Genomic DNA, 21,135 nt, shown 5'->3' with positions numbered 1-21,135 from the left:
ATACAATTCTAGCATAAAAACGACAGTTTTTAAACTCCTTTAATTATCATAAGTAAAAAAATTACTTACTTCGATATACATATTTTCCTAAAAAATCATAATATTTATCATCAGGATATTTTTCCATTAATAAGGCATAATAATTTCCTTTTAATTGTTCTGCCATATCATCATATCTTAAATAAAGAATTTTCCCATCATCCATAATAAACTCACATCTTGTTTCATCTGCAGTTTGGGGAGCATAATTAATATCAGAAATCTGATTAATAACTTGTGATGGGATTTTTGCAAATTCTTTACCAAATGCTTCCAAACGCTCATAATCAAAATTATTTAAACGTGGACACCGTTGAACATAATTAACAAGCCGACCACTGTCATCTTTTGCTAACCGACCAGTTTCATCAATTACATATAAGATATTATCAATTATGCATTGACCAATTGGATCGGCCTCAACCACTTTAATCGTAACATCACCAAATAAACTTTTTGAAACTTTCACATCTTTAACCAAGGATACCTTTTTAATCCTTGATGCAATAGCATCTGTATTAGTAAAAAAAATGTAATCTTGATGTAAATTAATTTTAGCAGCATCAACGATTTCCTGGCGTTCTAATCGATTAATACCATTAACAGTAATTGATTTTAGACGACTATAATCACTAATGAAAAAAGCAATAATCAAGATAATTATTAAAATAACCAGCAAAATTTTAATTCTTCTTTTTCTCCGTTTTACTTTCCTTTTTTTTAAAATTGCTCTTACTTGATCACGGTCATAATCATTATAAACAGTTCGCTGCTTCTTTGCCATACTCTACTCCCAATTAACCAAATCAACCTCACGCTTTAACTTCACATTAAACTTCTCAGCCACTTTTTCTTGTACCAGCATGATTAAGTCATATATATCTTTAGCACTAGCATAACCATTATTAACAATAAAATTAGAATGTTTAGGTGAAATTTGAGCCCCACCTATTTCATATCCTCTTAAACCACATTCATCAATATATTGCCATGCCGCTTTATTTTCATGATTTCTAAATACACTTCCCGCACTAGGCATATTCCATGGTTGACTTGACATTCTCCGTTCTTTACGTTTATCTAAAACAGCTTTGATCTCATTTGGATCTTTAGCCGTCAATTCAAATTCTGCTTCAAGAATTATTAATCTATGATTATCTTGACAGATTGAATGGCGATAAGAAAATTCCATCTGTTCTCTATCATAAGTCACTACTTCACATTTCTCATTTAAAAGGGTTACAGTTTTAACAACACTAGCAATATCATACTTATAAGCTCCCGCATTCATGTAAACCCCCCCACCTATCGTACCAGGAATTCCACCCATGAACTCAAAACCACTTAATCCAATCTTAGCTGCCTGATAGGATAACGTAATCATCGGTACTCCTGCTTGGGCCTTAATAATCGAACCATTTATCTTTACTTCTTTAAAACACTCATTTAACGAAATAATAACTCCTTCATATTCCTTATCTGAAAACAATAAGTTAGATCCGCGTCCAATTACCATATGCATGATTCGATGTTTACGGCAATATTTAATTGCTTTTACTAAGCTGTTAATATCTTTTACCATTAAATATATTCTTGCAGGTCCTCCTACTTTATAAGTTGTATGTTTATAAAGAGGTTCATCTTCAATAATTTTTCCAACATCTAAATCTGTTAAATCATCTTTTATTTGTGAAAACTTCATTTTAAGCTCCTAACATTTTTTTGATCAATTTATAAATATCATTAAGTGCATTAGGTTTTCCTAATGCTTTAGCATTTTTTTTCATACTCTCTTGAACTATTTGATTACTTAAAATATAATCAACTTCTTTAACAAAATCCTTACTATTCAATTCTGTTTCAAGAATCATTTTAGCAGCATTACGCTCTGCTAATTCTCGAGCATTATACTCTTGATGATTTGCCGCCACATATGGACTAGGAATCAAAATCGCAGGTATTCCGATTGCTGTAATTTCAGCAATTGTTGAAGCTCCAGCTCTTGATACTACTAATGACGTATTTTTTAATACTGATGGCATATCATCAATATAGGGTACTAATTTCACATTTTGTTTTAGCTTTCCTAATTTAGCACTCATTTCTTCAAAATTATTTTTACCTGTTACATATAATACCTGATAATCCTTTTTTTCAAAGCTTCTTAATGATTCTAACATCTTTTCATTAACTGATTTTGAACCAAGAGACCCCATTACAATAGTTACTAAAGGTTTATTTTTATCTAAATCATATTTATGAAAAATATCTTTTGGTTTGATTGAAGCAATGACACTTGCGCGAGGATTTCCTAATTTATAAGTTTTTTCCTTAGGAAAATGTTCATAAGCTAAATCATAACAACAAACAATTTTATCAACATGTTTAATTAGAATTTTATTTGTCAAACCAATAATTGAATTTTGTTCATGAATCATCGTTTTATAACCCAATCTGCTAGCAGCTTCCACAACGCTAGCACTTGGATAGCCACCAAAACCAATTACAATATCAGGATTAAATTTTTTGACTATTTTTTTAGCTGTAAAAATTGATTTTACAAAAATCATCATCGCTATCCCTTTTTTAATTGGGTTACCTACTAATCCCTGAACATTTAACCCAACATAATCATATCCTTGTTGAGGAACTACTGTTGATTCCAAACGATCTTTAGTCCCAACAAACAAAAACTCACTGTCAGGTTCTTTTTCTTTTATATATTCAACCAAAGCCAAGGCAGGATAAAGGTGTCCTCCTGTTCCTCCGGCTCCAACAATTACTTTCATCATCTCACCTCTATGCAATAGTATATCATTAATACATTGATTTTGAAATATTTAATACAATTCCAATAGCAATAAGCGTTATTGTCAATGACGATCCTCCATATGACATCAATGGAAGTGTAACACCTGTTACTGGGAATAATCCTACCACAACTCCAAGATTAATTAAAGTCTGAATTCCAATCATTGAAATAATTCCAATCATTAAAAAACTACCAAACAAATCTTTTACCTTCATTGCCTGATTAAATACAGTAATAAACATATAGCCATATAATCCAACCAATAGTATTCCCCCAACTAACCCAAACTCTTCTAAATATATAGCAAAAATAAAATCTGTTTGTGGCTCTGGTAAATAAAAATGTTTTTGGACACTATTATTAAATCCAACTCCTAAAATTCCTCCTGGTGCAATCGCATATAATGATTGGATAATTTGGAAGCCACTACCTAAAGGATCAGCAAACGGATTTAAAAAAGCCACTATTCTAGCTAACCGATATGGTGCAGATGCAATCATCAAGACAATTCCAATTACTCCCAAAACTCCCAGCATCACAAAATATTTAAAAGGAAAAGGACTAACAATCAACATTACAATGATTGAACATGCCATAACTACCCCACTACCAAAATCCGGCTGTAACATAATCAACCCAAACCCTAAACCTAATATTAATAATAACTTAAAACTAGCTTTTAATTTCTTTAGTTCATGATAATGATTACCAATATAATTAGCACTATAAATAATCATTGCAATCTTAAACAATTCCGAAGGCTGTAAAGAAATAATACCCAAATTAAACCAGCTTCTAGACCCACCACGAACCGCTCCAATTCCTGGAATCAATACTAAAACCATTAAAATAAAAGATCCTATCAAAAGCTTATTAGCATTCTTTTGATAAATATGATAATCTATTTTAGAAAAAATAAACATTGCAATTATACCAATTACTGCAAAAATTCCTTGTCGTTTAATGTAATACAATGAATCATTAAATTTATATCCGGCCCAAATATTAGAAGCACTATATACCATCATTAAGCCTATTACAACAATTATTAATACTGAGATGACTACTCTTCTACTTTTCATATACTTACCTCCATTTTAAGTATATGATTTTAAATTTTAATAAATGAAAAAAGCTTACTTTTATAAGTAAACTTTATTTATTTCCATCACTGTACTTGTATAAATAGTATGTAATTGTTTTATATATAAAATCGGTTATAGCTAAACGAATAAAATATTCATTAAATGAAAAGGGTATTTCAAATGTGATTAAATCATCACTTTGAAGGTCGCTTTTTTGACCAATAAATATTTTTTTATTATTTTTAAATAATAAACTTTGATCATATTCAGAATTGATATTACTATGATCAATAAAATCCTGATAACAATGTAAACCATCACAGATAATTATTAATGTTTCTTGATCGATGTTATTAATTTGACTATCAAAATCTTTTTTATTTAAATATCTAGGTAAAATGACTTTTTTTTGATTATAAGACAAAATATCTTGAAATTCATAAAATAATGGTATCTCACATATTTCACCAATAATAAAAATCTTATTTGCTTCATATAATTCTCTAGCAAATTTTTTTATTTTTGAAAATGTAATAGTTTTTTCTACTTCATTAAAAAATTCATTTTTTAACTTTATATAATCTTTTGAACCATCTTTAATAAACATCAGTTTTGCATTCATTTTTAATTGAGCTAAGCGTTGTTGTTCCATCAAAAATTCAGCTTGCAAATCACTACAAAATCGTTTCCATGAATCATAGCCAAAGTAATTACAAAACTTTAGTATCGATGTCTTTGATATTAATGTATCTTCAACTACTTTATTAATCGATAAATGATTAATATCATTTATATTATCAAGCAAATATTTAGCTAATAAATAATGAACACTTTCAGTCTGCGCATGATTAATTAATTGATGCAATTTTATTTTCATTACCCCATCATCTTTCACCTCACAATTTCTTAAACTATCGCAGGAAATACATGAATATCTTCCCATCATCTTCTTAATACATTAATTATATAATTTTATTTACCATAAAGATACATATTATATATTATTTGTGATAAATTCCTCCAAAATTCCCTATACCTAAAAAATCCTCAGCAAATATGCCAAAGATCTTTATTTAAGTACATCTTATGTTGTTATTAAACGTTGTATTTGTGTGGATGAATTTGGAAGAGTTGTAGATTTAAGTACATCTTATGTTGTTATTAAACTGTTTTAGGAGATTATATGTATGATTTTTTTAATGGATTTCAATACATCTTATGTTGTTATTAAACTTGAGGGGGTTAAGGTTCATTTTAATAACCTTAAACCATTTCAATACATCTTATGTTGTTATTAAACAATATCTTTGTTTTTACCTTGCGGATCAAATAATACATTTCAATACATCTTATGTTGTTATTAAACATTAAAAAGAGAGAAAAGAGGAAAATGAAAAATGATATTTCAATACATCTTATGTTGTTATTAAACTACTTTATAACCCTTATCTACTAATCCTTTTGCTAAATTTCAATACATCTTATGTTGTTATTAAACACCCTCATATCACTTACCGCTAAATGGTTTTGATAATTTCAATACATCTTATGTTGTTATTAAACTATTTGCCTTTAGATATACCCCATAAGGTATTGAGGATTTCAATACATCTTATGTTGTTATTAAACTTCATTTATAATATCAAATAAATATCTCTCAATTCGATTTCAATACATCTTATGTTGTTATTAAACGAAATTTTGGAAGAAATTGAAAACGTTAAACAAGAGCATTTCAATACATCTTATGTTGTTATTAAACCAAAATGACTTCAAAACAATTGCATTAGATTTAGTATTTCAATACATCTTATGTTGTTATTAAACCGGTGCACCGTTTAGTGGAAAAACCCATTTAGCAAAATTTCAATACATCTTATGTTGTTATTAAACTTAGCAATTTGTTAAGAAAAATTCAGATGATTAATTAATTTCAATACATCTTATGTTGTTATTAAACATTAAAAAACAGACGTTTTACGGTTAGCAAAAAAGTATTTCAATACATCTTATGTTGTTATTAAACTATATAGCACCAACCGTTAGAGACTACAAAATCGTATTTCAATACATCTTATGTTGTTATTAAACCCTAGTAAATAGGCCACTTCTCATATTCCATTATACCTCAAACCCTTTATATATCAACACTTTTTTGTTTTTTTACCAGGCAATTTAACTTTTTCATATTTTTCAAGAAAAATCTCTTTAACCCTTACTCTCCCAATAGTTTTGAGCATTTCAAGGAAAGTTACGTCTGGTAAAAATAAAGAACTGATTATAATAACCAGTTCTTTTTATGTATAAATATAAAACCCTATATACTTTTAACAATTTCTTTAAACACTGTACCACGCTCTTCATAACCTGAAAACTCATCAAAACTACTTGTTGATGGTGATAATAAAATTATATCACCAGATTGAGCTTGATTAATTGCTTCCAATACTGCCTCTTTAAGGTTACTAACACATATACTATTTTCAACTTTCATATCTTCTTTAAAACGTTTACCAGCTGCTCCAAAAGTTACTAGGCCTTTAATCTTATCTTTGTACGTTGACATTTCTTGAAGATCTAAACCTTTATCAAAACCACCCATTAATAAAATAACTGGTTGATTAAAAGCTTTTAATGCAATAATACTAGCATCAGTATTTGTTGCTTTAGAATCATTATAGATCTTAATCCCATTAATTTCTCTAACAAATTCAATTCGGTGTTCTACCCCAATAAATGAAGCTATCTCTTGATTAAGAATATCATTTGTAATACCACATTGTTTTGCAATACAAATTGCAATCATGATATTTTGTAAATTATGATTTCCAACAACTTTAATATCATTAAGATCAATAATAAATTCATCTTGATAATAAATAGCATGATCCTTAATTATACAATCAGCTTGATTGGTTAATGACATTGTAATTTGTTTACATGGAACAGGATATTCTTTTAAATACTGTGCTAATACTGCATCATCTTTATTAACAATGAAATAATCATTTAGATCTGTATTTTTATAAATATTTGTTTTTGATGCATAGTATTCATCAAGTGAAGCCATGTAATCTAAATGATCAGGTGTTAAATTAATAATTGTTGAAACAAATGGTTTAAAAGTATCAATATCTAGTAATTGAAAATTACTCATTTCAATTACAATATAATGATTTTCTTCTTCTAATAAGTTATATTTTAAAACTATCTCACATAATGGAGTTCCAACATTTCCTGCTAAATGTACATTAGAATATTGTCCTTTTAAAATCTTATCAATCAAAGTAACTGTAGTAGTTTTACCATTAGTACCTGTTACCCCGATATAATTTTGTTTTTTAGCCACTTGAAATGCTAACTCAATTTCTGTATATACTGGAATATTTCTTTCCTTTAACCTTAAAATAAATGGCTTATGATAATTAATTCCAGGATTTTTAATGACAAAATCAAAATCACGTTCAAATAATTCTTCTGGATGAGACCCTGTTATCATTTCAATACCTTTATCAACAAATTGTTGATAATCAGAAATATCTTTAGCATCTTTATATTCATTTACTGTTATTGTTGCATTAAGTTTATATAATAAATTAATTGCAGCCCTACCACTTTTAGCAAGGCCGATAACTAAAACTTTTTTCCCTGTTAACATTCTATAATACCCCGATTACGATCGATAAAATTCCACAAATGAAACCGATGAACCAAAACGAAATAGTTACCTGTTGTTCAGACCAGCCTAACATCTCAAAATGATGATGAATTGGTGCCATTTTAAATACACGTTTTCCACGTAATTTAAAAGATCCTACTTGAATAATTACTGACAACGTTTCCATTAGAAAAACACCACCAACTAAAATCAATAATAATTCCTGTTTAGTTAATATTGCCAAAACAGCTAAAAAACCACCTAACCCAAGTGAACCAACATCACCCATAAAAATTCTAGCTGGATGATAGTTAAATAACATAAATCCTAACAATGAACCTACCATTGCAGTAGCATAACTTGCAAGAGTATAGTCTTTTGTCATAACTGCAAAAATAATAAATGGCGCAATTGCAACCATTGAAAGCCCTGTAGCTAATCCATCTAAACCGTCTGATAAATTAACTCCGTTACTTTCCCCTGCAAACATAATTAATATTAAAACGGGATATAAATATCCTAAATCAATACTAATATCAACTAATGGAATAGTTATAACTGAAGTAAATCCAGGAATAAAATTCATTGCATAAAAATAACAAATAACTGCCAAAGCGATTTGTGCTAATAACTTTGCTAATGGCGGCAATCCTTTATTACTATGCTTTACAATAATTAAAGCATCATCAATCAGTCCAATTAAACTATATCCTACTAATACAATTGTTGTTAAAATCAATTCTGGATTAAAGATATTATCAATATCAAAAACTAACGTACTAATAAATGTTCCTAAAATCGCTGCCAAAATAAATACAATTCCACCCATAGTTGGTGTACCATTTTTAGCCTTATGTGATTCAGGACCTTCTTCACGTTCAACCTGACCGAATTTCATCTTATGTAGAAACGGGATTACTTTAGGCATAGCAACTAAAACTAAGATAAACCCTACACCAAAAGCAAAGATTAATTTTAAGAAGTTTTCCATTTTATATGTCCCCTTTTTTTTAAATTCGTCTTTACTATATCATATTATCAAATAATAGGCAAAATAAAAGGGACAAAGTCCCAATTATTCGACAGTCTATTTGGTGATGTTTAACTCTTTCATTAATTCAGTTACCTTTTTAATCGCTGCGTCTTCATCTTCACCTTCGGCAATAATTTCAATATTTGCTTTTGTTGGAATTCCTAAAGAAAGAACTCCCATTAATGATTTCATGTTTACTGTCTTAGAAGCGTAGATTAATTTAATATCACTGTTAAAAGCCTTCATTCGATCAACCAGCTCTGTTGCTGGAGTAGCATAAAGACCAACGGGATCAGTTACGGTAACATTGACTCTTTTTACCATATTGCTTTCCTCCTTCTGTTATCTATATTATAACATTGTTACTTATTTAATGCATTATTAATGATAAACTTTAACTACCTTTTCTCAATCTCTATTACATATGGTGCATTTAATTTATTCATCATCTTGAACAACGCTACATTATAAACCATATGATCTAAAGTACTAACATATTCATCAATTTTTAAACTTTCTTCTTTCCCTTCAAAATGACCAATATAAACTACGATAAAAAGATGTCCTTTTTCATTTAAATACTGCACTGCTTTTTTTATCGCCTGTAAAGATGTCGATGCTTTGGTAGTAATAGTATGATCTCCTTGCGGTAAATAACCAAGATTAAAAATTCCGACATCATAACTTTGAACATATTTATCAAAATTTTCATGACTATCTAATATCAATTCTACATTATTAACATCATTAAGTAATTTTTTTGTATTTTCTAATGCTTTATCTTGAATATCAAAACTATATACTTTTTTAGCTAAGCCACTTAATGTTAACGTATCGTTACCATTACCCATTGTAAAATCAATAGCAATATCATATTGTCCTTGTAAAAGTTCATTTTTTACATATTCAATCATTGTTTTCTTATTTTCTCCCTATTTTATATTATCATTTTTCCGTGATTAAAATATATACTAAATCATTTAATAAATATGTAAAAAATTGTTTATTTGATTAATTAATTTGTTTTTATTATTTTATCACTATTTTTACAAAGATACCCCAATACTCGATAACCACTTAATTTTTCTATCATTCTTCGATTATCTCGATGAAGTATATTATCTTCCTCAAAATAATTCATAATAAAACCTAGAACCTCTAATCCTAAACTTTTTGCATATAAAGCAGTTAATACGGCGCTGTTAATGCTACCTAAACCAGATGTTGTTACAATTATTAATGGAAACTTTGCTAAAGACATAACATCTGTAAGCATGATCATATTTTCATCATCTCGTAAAGGACAAATAATTCCTCCACTTCCTTCAATAACAACAAAATTATGATTCATTACCATATCATTTAAATCTTTTTTGATTACATCTAAATCAACTAGATGATTTGTTTTTTTAGCTGCTAGATAAGGTGCATAAGCATCTTCATACACAAAAGAAACTTTAGTATTTATTTTATCTAAATCAGCAAATTGACAAACAAAATCCTCATCACTTAAATTCATCTTTTGATCCGACTTTTTCACACCACTTAAAGCAGCTTTATAATATCCGACATTATATTTACATAGTTTTAATTCCTTTATAATTCTTGAAGTTACATAAGTCTTACCAATGTCTGTATCTGTTCCTGTTATAAATATACCTTTGATCATAATTTATTTACCTTAAATCCTAACAATTTGATAATTCTTTGATCTTCAGCAATTGTAATTCCCTGGGTTGTTAGCATATCACCTGTAATTGCACCATTTCCACCACTTTTATAAACACTCATTCCTTTATCCTCCAACAAACCTCTACCGCCAGCCATTCTAAGTACTGCAGTGGGATGAATAAATCTGAAAATAGCCATAATTCGCTCAATTTCTTCCTTTTCTAGAGGCTTAAGGTCTTCTAATGGTGTTCCTGGAATTGGATTTAAAATATTAATCGGAATTGAACTTACACCTAAATTCTTAAGTTCAAAAGCTAAATCTAGACGATCATTCCATGACTCACCCATTGCCATAATACCACCACTACATATTTCTAATCCTGCTTTTTTAGCTTCTTTGATTGTTTTGATCTTTTGATCATAACTATGGGTTGTACAAATCTTAGTAAAATAGTTTCTTGATGTTTCTAAGTTATTATGATACCTTTTGACTCCTGCTGCTTTTAAGCTGATAAACTGTTCTTTTGTTAATAATCCTAGCGAAGCACATAAAGATATTTTAACATTTTCATTAAGGTGTTTATATATTTCTATAACCTTTGTAAATTCTTCATTATTTAAACAACGTCCCGAAGTAACAATTGAAAAACGTCCTACTCCTTGATTAGCATTATGAATAGCCATATTTTCAATAACCTCTTTTTCAAGCAAATCATAAATATTAATTTTTGTTTGATAATGTATTGATTGTCCACAGTACTTACAATCTTCACTACATCTACCACTTTTTCCATTTATAATTGAACACAAATCAAATTTATCACCACAAAAATGCTCTCTGATTTGATTAGCTGCCTGTTTCAACTGCTGTAAATCTACATTGATTAAAAATTCTGCTTCTTCACGACTAATATCCCGACCTAGAATAACTTGCCTTAATATCTTTTCTAACATCCTAAACCTCTTTTCTTAAATCTTACTCCTACCCCTGCAGCAATAACACTTAAAAAAATATCACCTGGTAAATCAAGAGGAAAACATGATAATAAAACTAATTTCCATGAAATCGGTGTTCCTACATAATAATTTAATATAAAATATTTATAGCTTAGACCAATTAAATATGTTGCTAGTAAACCACAAAATACTGCAAGCGCATATTTTTTTACATCTGACCAAGCTGATTTTTCACTAACAAAACCAGTTAAATATGCCCCTACAATAAAACCAAGTAAATATCCAAAACTTGGTCTTAAAAGATATCCTAATCCCCCTCCAGAAGCAAATACTGGTAAACCAGCCAAACCAATAACTACATATAATAAAACAGCTAACGAACCTAACTTAGAACCTAATAAAATTCCAGCTAGTAAGATAAAGAAAAATTGTAACGTAAAATAATCCATGTACAATACTGGAATCTGAATAAAAGCCCCAATCGTTATTAAAGCCGTAAAAAGGGCACAATAAATAATATTAGTTGTAGTAAATAATTTATTTTGTTTCATAAAATTCTCCAATAATACTTATTTCTCCAGAATTTAAAATCATCTCCTGACCATTACTTTCAACCACTAAATTACCAGACTCATTGATATCATTAACAATCCCCATATGTTTTTGACCTTTTAAATTAAACTCAATTTCTTTATTTAAAACACAAGATGACCTTTTATATTCATCTAAAACTAAATCAAAATCCTCATCAATAATTAAAAATAACTGTTTTAAGATTTCTCCAATAAACTGATTACGATTAGCATTATTTAATCCTAGTGAAGTTGCTATATTTTGAAGAACACCTGGAAACTCACTTGTAGAAACATTAATTCCAATTCCAATAATAACTGCTTCAATCATTCCACTTTCAAAATCACTGATTGCTTCCGTTAAAATCCCGCAAATCTTTTTTCCTTGAAAATACAAATCATTGACCCATTTAATATCTGTTTTTAAACCATATAATCTTTTAATTGCTCGATTTATCGCTACGGCAGTTTGAATCGTAATAATAGTAGCATCCTCAATATTTTTATAATCTTTCAATAATACACTCATATATATTCCTTCTTTAGCCGGTGAATAAAAATCCCGACCAAAACGTCCTCTTCCAGCACTTTGCTGCTCTGCTACAATTACTGAATGATCTTTTCCGCCATCAATCGCTAATTTTTTCATCTGTGTATTTGTAGAATCTAAACATTTATACATATAAATATCAATATCTTCATCTAAATAACAAGCAATTCCCTGACTAGATAAAATATCATTATTTTCTAATAATACATAACCTTTATTTGGAGTACCTTCAATATTATACCCCTCCTCTTTTAAAACCTTGATTGCTTTCCAAACTGCAGCTCTAGTAACATTTAAATTATCAGCTATAGCTTGTCCTGACACAGGATTATTTCTATTTTTTTCTAATAAACTTATAATCTCATTTTTAACACTCATCTTATCACCTCTTTTTAAGCATATCAAAAAAAAGTAACAACGTAAACCTTTTTTTGATTATAAGTTTACAATCTATATAAAAGAGGCTGTAACGCATTAAAATAATGTGTTTGTCTAAAAAAATAAAACAGCACTTAGACTCAAATAGAGTTTAAATGCTGTTTTTGGTATAATTAGATTATGAAAAACATCGAACTTTTAGAATCTAATTACCCTATAACCAATGGTAATTATAATGCATTTCAATGCAGACTTCCACTAGATTTTTTTACAGTTGTAGCTGTAGATGATCCAGTGACATCATTCGTAGAGATTATGAAAGGTATTAATACTTCCAAGTATTTTGACTGCTCTCATAGAGGCAATAAGGGCTACGACCCCAATATGATGCTGCAGGTTGTATTGTTTGCGTTTATGAATGGAGAAAGTGAATTAAGAAAAATGGAAGAGCTGTGCAGGTATGATATCAGGTATATGTGGCTGTCTAATGAAGAGACTCCCTCTTTCATGGCTTTCCAAAGATTTATATCAGAGAAACTGTCTATGTCTATCAAAGACATTTTCTATGATGTAATACAAAGAATTATGGAACTTGATGATGTGGATACGTCAAAATTATATATTGATGGTACTAAGATTGAAGCCAATGCAAAGAAAAACAGTTTTGTATGGAAGAAAGCCATTCTTGGATACCGGGAAAAAGCATTCATAAATATAACTGGCTTAATCAAAAACTTAAACAGTCTGCCTGATATGAATTATGAAACACACAATAAATATAAAGCACATGACATTGGTATGATTGCTGATGATCTGATGTATTTAATGGTTAAACGTAACATAAATATTGTTTACGGCAAAGGAACGAGAAGAGATACTGTTCAAAAGTATTATGACCAGTTTCTTGATATCTACCTTAGATTAAGAAGATATGAAGAATTTTTATTAATATGCGGCGATAGGAACAGCTATTCTAAAACTGATCATGATGCCACAATGATGAATATTGAAATACGATTACTATAACCGGACGGGTGTATTTAAACCAGGATACAGTTTACAAACAGGTGTCAGCGATGGATATATTATGCACATGGACATATTTTCAAATCCAACGGATACTAAGACATATATCCCATTTATGAAAGAATATAAGAAACACTATGGAGTTTATCCTGAATGGCCTGTGGGAGATGCAGGATACGGCAGTTATGATAATCTAATGTTTAATGTCATTAATGGAATGGAACTGGCGTTAAAATACAATTATTATACAAAGAAAAACGCCAAAGATTTCAAAAAGAAAATCTATAATCCAATGAATTGGAAATATGATTCTTCAGGTTATAAAGTCTGTCCTCAAGGGTACACATTTAATATTGAATAGGAAGAAGTATGGAACACCAGAGGTGATTACTTACAGATAAGCAGAGTGTTTGAATATAGACATTGCAATGAATGCTTAAATAAAGAAAAATACAAATTAATTACAATCTTAATAAACTTCAGTCAAAAGTAGATGAAAACTTGAGAACAGCTGATGGGATAGAAATGAAAAAGCAAAGAAGCATTCAGGCTGAAGACACATTTGGAGTTATTAAATAGGAGATGAATTATACAAGACTGAGAAAAAAAGGAAGTCTAGATGTGAAAACAGAGCTTTTTCTGATCGGAATAGTATATAAATTTAAGAAAATATCATAATAAAAAGCATAAGAATAGAAACAGCATAGTTTCTTAAATATCGAAATTTAAAAAACAGAAGAGCGATATTCTTTTTATAATACTCAAAAAGTTATACACATACGAATAATTTTATTATTATCCTAAAGACTCAAAAAAATAAAAAGGCATATAACGCCTAAAGGTTTAAAAACCTTTATTCGTTACAGCCTCTTTAAAATTGTTATCCTTTTTTATGGTTAAAATATACTATAATCAACGAAACCTGTATTGATAAAGTTAAAAAACACATAATCATGCTTATATAACCATCTAAAGAATGAGTCTCTATAAAAGGAAACATTAAAATTCCAAACACACATATAAAATATATGATAGTACCAATTATTGTAAATATATATTTTTGCATTTTTATCTCTCCTTAACTTTATTACATTAATAATTTTTTAGAGATTTAATTACTCATTTTTTAACGAAAGCTATTTACTTTATTTTATTATCAAAATATACCGCAATTATTGATATTTGAATAGATAATGCCAATGCACAACCTATTAGTTCAAATCCCCCACTCTCCATAAAGGGAATCATTAATATAGCAAATAATGATAAAAAACCAATTATCGTTACAAATACTGCAGCTATATATTTAAGCATCTTAATACCCCTTTCTTTTTAATATTAACTAATAATTTTGAGTTTTCAGCATTTAACTTATACAGTACCAAACACTAAAAATAACTTTATATATTTAATAACATTAAATAATTATTTATTACATTTTGTATTAACTACTGTGATATATTACTCATAAAATTTATAGCTAATATTTTTTTAAATAAAAAGGATTTTAAAAATCCTTTTTATTTTAGTAAACTAAATTACTAACTCAAATTTTAACATCAAAATTATATTGTAGCTGTTTTAGCATTTGGATACCATTCTTTATTATATCCATCTGTTACACTAAAAGATAAACTTAATCCAGATGATGATAAGGAAATACCACCCTCTACACCAGAAATTTGTCTATGAGCATAGCAAGGTCTCATAGATATTATATTAACTCTATTTGATACTGCTGCAGTATATTTACCACTTACTTTTATTAAACCACCTGCTTCACCTATACTAGAAGAATATCTTTCTCTTGGTAATTTAAATTTGACATATGTAGTTAATGGAATCTCCTTTTCAGGTGATTGTGTAAATGTTCTACCACTATTATATCCCTTATATGTCGCAGTACATGAAGAAGATTGATGTATAAAGTTACCTGTCCCTGCACCAAGAGCTATCGCAAACTGATCAAGTAATTGGAAAAAAGGCGTACCTTGCCACGTTGCAGTTGCATTTCCTGTTGCAAAAGTTAGATTTTTAGAACTATCATATCTATAATCCGAAATACTATAAGTACCAGTAACAGTTGCAGCAGCACGTGTTGTCATAACGTCTGATCCATCATAATTTTTTATTGCATCAATTTGAGAATCTGTATAATTTCTATTCTTTAACTGTTCAACAGATAATTCTTTCATACTATAAATAAATGATGGGTATCTATCTAATGCACTCTTTAATTGTAAATAGTATTTTTCGTCCTGATTTGACAAAATTTTAACATTACTTTTTGAAATTGAATCAAGCAATACAATATTTGATTTTAATTCTAAATATTCGTTATTTTCCGTTTTGTATTCTTCACTTTGTGAAAATACTTGTGAAGTACCCATTACCATAGTTCCAATCATAAAACATGAAGATATAAGTACTTTAAATATTTGTTTTTTCATAATATTCTCCATCCCATGTGATACTCATCACAAATTATTTTTTAAAACCACTTTAATTTACATAGTATAATAACATCTATATTTATGAGTTTTTAATAATCACGATACAAACATCTCCCCTCCTAACCTATCAAATTGATTATTAAACAACTTTTAAATCTATATTATCGTTTTTCTTCAGTAAGCCCTTTCATACTTATATTATATTATATAATACAATTTACGTCAATAACTATATATATAGTTATAAAGGTATTTTATTTTATATAAATTGTGATATTATATATTACAGATAAGGGATGAAAAAATGCCAAAAAAAAATATATATTTTAAATTTGAAATGCTGATACTATGTATACTATATAATAAAGACTGTTACGGTTACGAAATTACAAGCAACATAAAGAAATTATCTGAGGGTATAATAGATATTAAGGAAGGCTCATTGTACCCTAGTTTATATAGAATGTTAGATAATGGCTATATTTCTAGTACGGATAAAATAGTTGACAGAAAATTACGTGTTTATTATCATATTGAAGAAAAAGGTATTAAATATCTTGAACAAATAATTATAGAATACACTGCATGGGAAGAAAAAATTAGAATTATTATTAATTCAAGGGAGAAGAATTAAAATGAATACTGATGTAAAACGATATCTTAATGAGATTAAATATTTATTACCACTGTTCCAGAGAAAAGAAAAAGAATATTTTAAAAGAACAAAAAATATTATTTTTAAGGAAACAAAAAATATACCAAATATTACATATGATGATTGTGTATACAGATATGGAACCCCTGAAAATGTTGTAAAAACATATATTGATGAATTAGATACAGATATTATAATGAAGAAATTACATAAAAATTCAGAAAAAAATATAGTTTTATTAATTTTTATGATTATAATGTATTTGATATATCGATTGATTAAACTTTTTTACAAATAACTAAACATTATAAATAATGAATAATAGTAGATAAAACATTGGTTTACAAAACGAGAGAGTTAACCAAATAATTTGCGAGCTATCTCCGGAGTTTGCCAAAAGTTAACAAATAAAGGTAATTCGCAATAACTTGGGGTAAACAAGTTTTGGGTTATAATATATGTTGGGGGATTTGTTCTCCCAACATTTGTATAGTTGAATGTGAAGTAACTTTATTATTCGGATAAATCGAGTAGGAGATAATAAATAAAATTTATTTTCGTCCTCTCACACCATTGGGCAAGCCGTTCGGCACACAGCGGTTTAAATCTATACTAAAATATGTTTTAACTGATATTGGTCTGCCAAAGATGGTAGACCTTTTCTTTTAAGTAAATCATTTGTAACCATACTGTTTAGAAATGATGCTGCACATCTCGCATAACCTTTACGACAATTTGCCTACGTTACTGCTTGCCACTAGAATTATACAGTCTATCATCATATCGCTAGTAAGACCTCAGGGGATAAGTCATACATCTTTCCTCGTTTACCTATTGAATTTACACATTAAGGTTACGATTGCCTTTTGGACTTCGTTGCTTTGCGTCAACTTATCCGCTTAATATGCCTTATTATTCAGTTCATGTCCTTTAGGCCACGATTTCGCTATTGCTTCCTCTCTCCCACACCTCACGATGTGAAACTTGCAAGTCGCTATGTGATTCGTCGGCAACTACGCTCACGAGGGACTTTAACCCTAGATATATGGCATGCCCGCCATACACAAAAAACAGCACAATTTTTTGTACTGTTTAGATAGTCATTCTACACAGAAGCGAGTAAGAACCAGTTTTTTATCTACTTTTTTATTATATTACATACCCAGCTTTCCTTTTTAATACCATATATTATTCCTATAAAATCAGCTAGAAACCAGCCTATAGGAATTGACCACCAAATTGCTGTTGTTGCAAATATCGGTGCTAATAAATAAGCTAGCAAAACTCTAGTTCCTAATGAAGCAATTGTTAAAACAACCGAGATTCCTGGTTTACCTACTCCTCGATAATATCCATACAATAAAAATAAACATCCAATTCCTAAATAACAAGCACCTTCAATTTGAAGATACTGAACTCCTTCTCTAATAATTTGATGTTTAGCTGGATCAATAAATATCATCATTAATTTATCTGCATAAACAAAAACTAAACAAGAAATAATTAAACAAAAAATTGTTGTTACTCTAATAGCCACCTTTAACCCTTCTTTAATTCTTGATTCTAAAGCAGCCCCTTTATTTTGAGCAATAAAGGTTGCAAAAGCATTACCAAAATCCTGAACTGGCATATAAGCAAAAGAATCAATTTTTACTGCAGCTGCAAATGCTGACATCGTAATGATCCCAAAACTATTTACTAGTCCTTGGATCATTAAAATTCCAAAATTCATCACCGATTGCTGGATACATGTTAATAATGAATAATCTTTAATCTTTTTAAAGATTTCTTTATCGAAACAATAATGCTGTCTTTGTGGTAAAAGTTCTTTTTTGAAAATAAAAACATAAATCATGATTCCCAAAGCACTAAAAATTTGAGCAATCGATGTCGCTAATGCCGCCCCTGATACTCCCATCTTTAAACTAACGATAAAATAAATATCTAAAACAATATTAATAATTGAAGCGATTGCTAAAAAGATTAAGGGTATCTTAGAATTACCTAAAGCTCTTAATAGTGAAGCAAAATAATTATAAATAAAAGTAAAAAATATCCCAATAAATATAATAATTAAATAATCATAAGTAATTTGATAAATATCAGTAGGAATATTCAAAAATGTTAATATTGGATTAATTGCTATGATACATATTCCTTCCAATAAAATTGAAATAATACCAACTCCAATAAAAGAAACAAAAAAAGATACTTTCATCTTATCTATTTCTTTAGCCCCATATAACATCGAAAATAAAATACCACTTCCCATACATAACCCTAAAATTATTGACGTTAAAAAAGTCATCAAAGTAAATGATGAGCCTACTGCTGCTAATGCTTCAGAACCTAGATATTTTCCAACTATAAAGGTATCAGCAACATTATATAACTGTTGTAATAGATTTCCTAAAATCATTGGTAAAGAAAATAATAATAAAGATTTAGTGATTTTCCCCTTTGTAAGTTTTGTTTCCACTTTCCTACCTCCCTTTAATATATCATATCGATAGTAATATTTAAAGTCAATCTCATTTCCCTAATCTTTATTTATAATCATTAAACTAATACTTATTAAAACAACAATAAATTCAGTAATTAAAAAGGTTAGCCATACTCCAGTTAACCCCCAACAAGATGATAATAACCATGCTAGTGGTATAATTAAAATCAAACCTCTTAATAACGAAATAAGATGGGCAGGTATAGGTTTTTGAATTGCCGTAAAATAAGTAGCTATAATGATATTTATACTAGCCCAAAATATTGCTGTAAAATATATTTTTAATCCTTCAACAGCAATTATTTGTAATTGTAAATTATCTTTGCTATTAAAGATTTTTACTATTGGTTCAGCCTGATAAAATATTATTAAATAAATAAGACTAGATAATATTAAAACCGTAATCAATCCATAATTACGTAATCGTTTAACTGCTTTTAAATCCTTATATCCATAACTTTGGCTAATTAATGGCTGCATTCCCTGACTGATACCTGTAAAAATTGCTATTACAACTAACGAAATATTAGCAATTACCCCATATGCAGCTACTCCGATATTACCTTCTAATTTAAAAATAATCAGATTAAAAACAATTATGACAATTCCTGAAGATATCTCACTAATCAAGGTTGGAAAACCTAAAATAATAATTGAAATAAAATTTTTATAGCTTATCTTGGTTCTAATCAAATGAAATTGATTATTCCTTCTAATCCAATGCCATGATAAAATCATCATACTAATAACAGGAGCTAATCCAGTCGCTAAAACTGCTCCAAAAATACCTAAACCTAATGAAAAAATAAAGAAGTAATCAAGTAAGATATTTGATAAACTACCTCCTATCATCGCTTTCATGGCAAGATTAGGATTACCATCATTACGAACATAACATAATAAAACCTCATTAATAATAAAAGCTGGCGCAAAAAGTAAAATAACCCTTAAATAAGTATTAGTCATTAAAAAAATCTCTTTGTTTGCATTTAGCAAAGTTGTAATTTGTTTAGATCCAAAGATTCCCAATAATAAAAATATCAGTGATATAATGCCTGCTAAAAAGATTGTATTTGTAAAGATTAAATTTGCTTTTTCTACTTTATTATTACTTTGATAAATTGTATATTTTATAGCTCCTCCCATTCCTAGCATCAAACCACTGCCATGTATAAAACTATAAACTGGAATAGCAAGATTTAAAGCTGCTAAACCGTTAGCACCTAAGCCTTTAGAAATAAAATAAGTGTCAGCTAAAATATAACACGAAAGTCCTAACATCCCTAATACACTAAAAGAAGCATACTTTAAAAATTTGTTTAAATATTGTCTATTATCCATCTTTCCTCCTATAAATATAAAAGCGCCAGAATTTTCTATCTTCAAAGGCCTAACGATAGAAAAACTGACGCTTTAATCTTACCCGGCGGTAAAATTAAATCGGTTATATGTTCTAAATTATAACAACTCAAATAATTACTGTCAATTAAGCAACTGATATTAACATTCCTGCCAACTATAATTGATAGACTTTATTAGATAATCTTATATAATTTTAAATATAAGGAGGTATGAAATACATGATTAGTACAAATTTAATGCATTTAAGAAAACTTTATCAATATACACAAGAAGATGTTGCCCAAAAGGTAGGAGTATCTAGACAGTCAGTAGCAAAATGGGAGGCTGGAGTTTCCCAAACAAAAGGATATTAAGGAATAGCCTGTGTTTACCTGCTTGCGA

General features: G+C 28.7%; 23 protein-coding genes and 1 CRISPR repeat array. Of the genes, 6 read left to right on the top strand and 17 right to left on the bottom strand.

What is annotated here, in order from left to right; all coding sequences use genetic code 11:
* Nucleotides 1-61 precede the first annotated feature (61 nt).
* The 13 genes from ACLR9T_RS10065 to ACLR9T_RS10005 form a co-directional block, all read right to left on the bottom strand.
* The gene (locus ACLR9T_RS10065) at nt 62-823 is read right to left on the bottom strand and encodes a cell division protein FtsQ/DivIB (RefSeq protein ID WP_413109413.1); all 762 of its coding nucleotides are present in this window, start codon (nt 821-823) and stop codon (nt 62-64) included.
* Between the two features lie 3 nt (nt 824-826).
* Complete coding sequence (murB, locus tag ACLR9T_RS10060) at nt 827-1,741, bottom strand: UDP-N-acetylmuramate dehydrogenase (protein ID WP_413109412.1); 915 nt, start codon at nt 1,739-1,741, stop codon at nt 827-829.
* A 1-nt stretch (nt 1,742) separates the two neighbouring features.
* Nucleotides 1,743-2,828: an undecaprenyldiphospho-muramoylpentapeptide beta-N-acetylglucosaminyltransferase gene (gene murG / locus ACLR9T_RS10055; protein WP_413109411.1), complete on the bottom strand. Its 1,086-nt coding sequence runs from the start codon at nt 2,826-2,828 to the stop codon at nt 1,743-1,745.
* A 28-nt stretch (nt 2,829-2,856) separates the two neighbouring features.
* Nucleotides 2,857-3,933 (bottom strand): putative lipid II flippase FtsW, encoded by a 1,077-nt coding sequence (gene ftsW, locus ACLR9T_RS10050; RefSeq protein ID WP_413109410.1) that lies wholly within the window; start codon nt 3,931-3,933, stop codon nt 2,857-2,859.
* 73 nt (nt 3,934-4,006) lie between these two features.
* Complete coding sequence (locus ACLR9T_RS10045) at nt 4,007-4,813, bottom strand: MurR/RpiR family transcriptional regulator (RefSeq protein ID WP_413109409.1); 807 nt, start codon at nt 4,811-4,813, stop codon at nt 4,007-4,009.
* Between the two features lie 194 nt (nt 4,814-5,007).
* Nucleotides 5,008-6,027: direct repeats of the CRISPR family, unit length 30 nt; unit sequence ATTTCAATACATCTTATGTTGTTATTAAAC.
* A 226-nt stretch (nt 6,028-6,253) separates the two neighbouring features.
* Entirely contained in the window at nt 6,254-7,594 is a 1,341-nt protein-coding gene (gene murD / locus ACLR9T_RS10040; RefSeq protein WP_413109408.1) for a UDP-N-acetylmuramoyl-L-alanine--D-glutamate ligase, read from the bottom strand.
* 1 nt (nt 7,595) lies between these two features.
* Nucleotides 7,596-8,585 carry a phospho-N-acetylmuramoyl-pentapeptide-transferase gene (gene mraY, locus ACLR9T_RS10035; protein WP_413109407.1) on the bottom strand — a complete coding sequence of 330 codons (990 nt, stop codon included), beginning with the start codon at nt 8,583-8,585 and terminating at the stop codon, nt 7,596-7,598.
* A 96-nt stretch (nt 8,586-8,681) separates the two neighbouring features.
* Complete coding sequence (locus ACLR9T_RS10030) at nt 8,682-8,951, bottom strand: HPr family phosphocarrier protein (protein ID WP_413109406.1); 270 nt, start codon at nt 8,949-8,951, stop codon at nt 8,682-8,684.
* A 74-nt stretch (nt 8,952-9,025) separates the two neighbouring features.
* Nucleotides 9,026-9,541, bottom strand: a complete 516-nt coding sequence (locus ACLR9T_RS10025) for a tRNA (mnm(5)s(2)U34)-methyltransferase (RefSeq protein WP_413109405.1) — start codon at nt 9,539-9,541, stop codon at nt 9,026-9,028.
* A gap of 101 nt (nt 9,542-9,642) precedes the next feature.
* A complete protein-coding gene (gene bioD / locus ACLR9T_RS10020) occupies nt 9,643-10,296 on the bottom strand; it encodes a dethiobiotin synthase (RefSeq protein WP_413109404.1) in 654 nt (217 codons plus the stop codon).
* Complete coding sequence (gene bioB, locus ACLR9T_RS10015) at nt 10,293-11,252, bottom strand: biotin synthase BioB (RefSeq protein ID WP_413109403.1); 960 nt, start codon at nt 11,250-11,252, stop codon at nt 10,293-10,295. The genes bioD and bioB overlap by 4 nt, the downstream gene beginning before the upstream one ends.
* Nucleotides 11,246-11,806 carry a biotin transporter BioY gene (locus ACLR9T_RS10010; RefSeq protein WP_413109402.1) on the bottom strand — a complete coding sequence of 187 codons (561 nt, stop codon included), beginning with the start codon at nt 11,804-11,806 and terminating at the stop codon, nt 11,246-11,248. Before ACLR9T_RS10010 ends, bioB begins: the two co-directional genes overlap by 7 nt.
* A complete protein-coding gene (locus ACLR9T_RS10005) occupies nt 11,793-12,755 on the bottom strand; it encodes a biotin--[acetyl-CoA-carboxylase] ligase (RefSeq protein ID WP_413109401.1) in 963 nt (320 codons plus the stop codon). The genes ACLR9T_RS10010 and ACLR9T_RS10005 overlap by 14 nt, the downstream gene beginning before the upstream one ends.
* Before the next feature lie 180 nt (nt 12,756-12,935).
* Here ACLR9T_RS10005 and ACLR9T_RS10000 point away from each other — a divergent pair, with 180 nt between their 5' ends.
* The 3 genes from ACLR9T_RS10000 (at nt 12,936) to ACLR9T_RS09990 (ending at nt 14,360) form a co-directional block, all read left to right on the top strand.
* Nucleotides 12,936-13,781: a transposase gene (locus ACLR9T_RS10000; protein ID WP_413109400.1), complete on the top strand. Its 846-nt coding sequence runs from the start codon at nt 12,936-12,938 to the stop codon at nt 13,779-13,781.
* Nucleotides 13,762-14,142 (top strand): transposase, encoded by a 381-nt coding sequence (locus ACLR9T_RS09995; protein WP_413109399.1) that lies wholly within the window; start codon nt 13,762-13,764, stop codon nt 14,140-14,142. The genes ACLR9T_RS10000 and ACLR9T_RS09995 overlap by 20 nt, the downstream gene beginning before the upstream one ends.
* Before the next feature lie 140 nt (nt 14,143-14,282).
* Nucleotides 14,283-14,360 carry a hypothetical protein gene (locus tag ACLR9T_RS09990; protein ID WP_288596274.1) on the top strand — a complete coding sequence of 26 codons (78 nt, stop codon included), beginning with the start codon at nt 14,283-14,285 and terminating at the stop codon, nt 14,358-14,360.
* Nucleotides 14,361-14,921: 561 nt separating this feature from the next.
* Here ACLR9T_RS09990 and ACLR9T_RS09985 read toward each other — a convergent pair.
* Nucleotides 14,922-15,095: a hypothetical protein gene (locus ACLR9T_RS09985; protein WP_413109398.1), complete on the bottom strand. Its 174-nt coding sequence runs from the start codon at nt 15,093-15,095 to the stop codon at nt 14,922-14,924.
* A 251-nt stretch (nt 15,096-15,346) separates the two neighbouring features.
* Entirely contained in the window at nt 15,347-16,231 is an 885-nt protein-coding gene (locus ACLR9T_RS09980) for a hypothetical protein (protein ID WP_413109397.1), read from the bottom strand.
* Nucleotides 16,232-16,538: 307 nt separating this feature from the next.
* On the opposite strand from ACLR9T_RS09980, the gene ACLR9T_RS09975 reads away from it, so the two are divergent.
* A complete protein-coding gene (locus tag ACLR9T_RS09975) occupies nt 16,539-16,868 on the top strand; it encodes a PadR family transcriptional regulator (RefSeq protein WP_413109396.1) in 330 nt (109 codons plus the stop codon).
* A gap of 1 nt (nt 16,869) precedes the next feature.
* Entirely contained in the window at nt 16,870-17,187 is a 318-nt protein-coding gene (locus tag ACLR9T_RS09970) for a DUF6120 family protein (RefSeq protein WP_413109395.1), read from the top strand.
* An 840-nt stretch (nt 17,188-18,027) separates the two neighbouring features.
* Here the strand turns inward: ACLR9T_RS09970 and ACLR9T_RS09965 are convergent.
* Both ACLR9T_RS09965 and ACLR9T_RS09960 read right to left on the bottom strand, forming a co-directional pair.
* The gene (locus ACLR9T_RS09965) at nt 18,028-19,368 is read right to left on the bottom strand and encodes an MATE family efflux transporter (protein WP_413109394.1); all 1,341 of its coding nucleotides are present in this window, start codon (nt 19,366-19,368) and stop codon (nt 18,028-18,030) included.
* A 60-nt stretch (nt 19,369-19,428) separates the two neighbouring features.
* Nucleotides 19,429-20,733, bottom strand: coding sequence for an MATE family efflux transporter (locus tag ACLR9T_RS09960; RefSeq protein ID WP_413109393.1), 1,305 nt, complete (start codon nt 20,731-20,733; stop codon nt 19,429-19,431).
* Nucleotides 20,734-20,972: 239 nt separating this feature from the next.
* Here ACLR9T_RS09960 and ACLR9T_RS09955 point away from each other — a divergent pair, with 239 nt between their 5' ends.
* Nucleotides 20,973-21,107, top strand: coding sequence for a helix-turn-helix transcriptional regulator (locus tag ACLR9T_RS09955; RefSeq protein ID WP_413109392.1), 135 nt, complete (start codon nt 20,973-20,975; stop codon nt 21,105-21,107).
* Nucleotides 21,108-21,135: the final 28 nt, after the last annotated feature.

Origin of the sequence: Thomasclavelia sp., from assembly GCF_047249845.1 — a bacterium.
In the GTDB taxonomy this organism is placed as follows: domain Bacteria; phylum Bacillota_I; class Bacilli_A; order Erysipelotrichales; family Coprobacillaceae; genus Thomasclavelia.
Note: the sequence above shows the minus strand (reverse complement) of the source record. Positions and strands in the feature narration are given on the sequence as shown.

Excerpts from the sequence above, each read along its gene's own strand:
- ACLR9T_RS10065 (WP_413109413.1), bottom strand. The coding sequence starts at position 823 with ATGGCAAAGAAGCAGCGAACTGTTTATAATGATTATGACCGTGATCAA.
- murB (WP_413109412.1), bottom strand. The coding sequence starts at position 1,741 with ATGAAGTTTTCACAAATAAAAGATGATTTAACAGATTTAGATGTTGGA.
- murG (WP_413109411.1), bottom strand. The coding sequence starts at position 2,828 with ATGAAAGTAATTGTTGGAGCCGGAGGAACAGGAGGACACCTTTATCCT.
- ftsW (WP_413109410.1), bottom strand. The coding sequence starts at position 3,933 with ATGAAAAGTAGAAGAGTAGTCATCTCAGTATTAATAATTGTTGTAATA.
- ACLR9T_RS10045 (WP_413109409.1), bottom strand. The coding sequence starts at position 4,813 with ATGAAAATAAAATTGCATCAATTAATTAATCATGCGCAGACTGAAAGT.
- murD (WP_413109408.1), bottom strand. The coding sequence starts at position 7,594 with ATGTTAACAGGGAAAAAAGTTTTAGTTATCGGCCTTGCTAAAAGTGGT.
- mraY (WP_413109407.1), bottom strand. The coding sequence starts at position 8,585 with ATGGAAAACTTCTTAAAATTAATCTTTGCTTTTGGTGTAGGGTTTATC.
- ACLR9T_RS10030 (WP_413109406.1), bottom strand. The coding sequence starts at position 8,951 with ATGGTAAAAAGAGTCAATGTTACCGTAACTGATCCCGTTGGTCTTTAT.
- ACLR9T_RS10025 (WP_413109405.1), bottom strand. The coding sequence starts at position 9,541 with ATGATTGAATATGTAAAAAATGAACTTTTACAAGGACAATATGATATT.
- bioD (WP_413109404.1), bottom strand. The coding sequence starts at position 10,296 with ATGATCAAAGGTATATTTATAACAGGAACAGATACAGACATTGGTAAG.
- bioB (WP_413109403.1), bottom strand. The coding sequence starts at position 11,252 with ATGTTAGAAAAGATATTAAGGCAAGTTATTCTAGGTCGGGATATTAGT.
- ACLR9T_RS10010 (WP_413109402.1), bottom strand. The coding sequence starts at position 11,806 with ATGAAACAAAATAAATTATTTACTACAACTAATATTATTTATTGTGCC.
- ACLR9T_RS10005 (WP_413109401.1), bottom strand. The coding sequence starts at position 12,755 with ATGAGTGTTAAAAATGAGATTATAAGTTTATTAGAAAAAAATAGAAAT.
- ACLR9T_RS10000 (WP_413109400.1), top strand. The coding sequence starts at position 12,936 with ATGAAAAACATCGAACTTTTAGAATCTAATTACCCTATAACCAATGGT.
- ACLR9T_RS09985 (WP_413109398.1), bottom strand. The coding sequence starts at position 15,095 with ATGCTTAAATATATAGCTGCAGTATTTGTAACGATAATTGGTTTTTTA.
- ACLR9T_RS09980 (WP_413109397.1), bottom strand. The coding sequence starts at position 16,231 with ATGAAAAAACAAATATTTAAAGTACTTATATCTTCATGTTTTATGATT.
- ACLR9T_RS09975 (WP_413109396.1), top strand. The coding sequence starts at position 16,539 with ATGCCAAAAAAAAATATATATTTTAAATTTGAAATGCTGATACTATGT.
- ACLR9T_RS09970 (WP_413109395.1), top strand. The coding sequence starts at position 16,870 with ATGAATACTGATGTAAAACGATATCTTAATGAGATTAAATATTTATTA.
- ACLR9T_RS09960 (WP_413109393.1), bottom strand. The coding sequence starts at position 20,733 with ATGGATAATAGACAATATTTAAACAAATTTTTAAAGTATGCTTCTTTT.
- ACLR9T_RS09955 (WP_413109392.1), top strand. The coding sequence starts at position 20,973 with ATGATTAGTACAAATTTAATGCATTTAAGAAAACTTTATCAATATACA.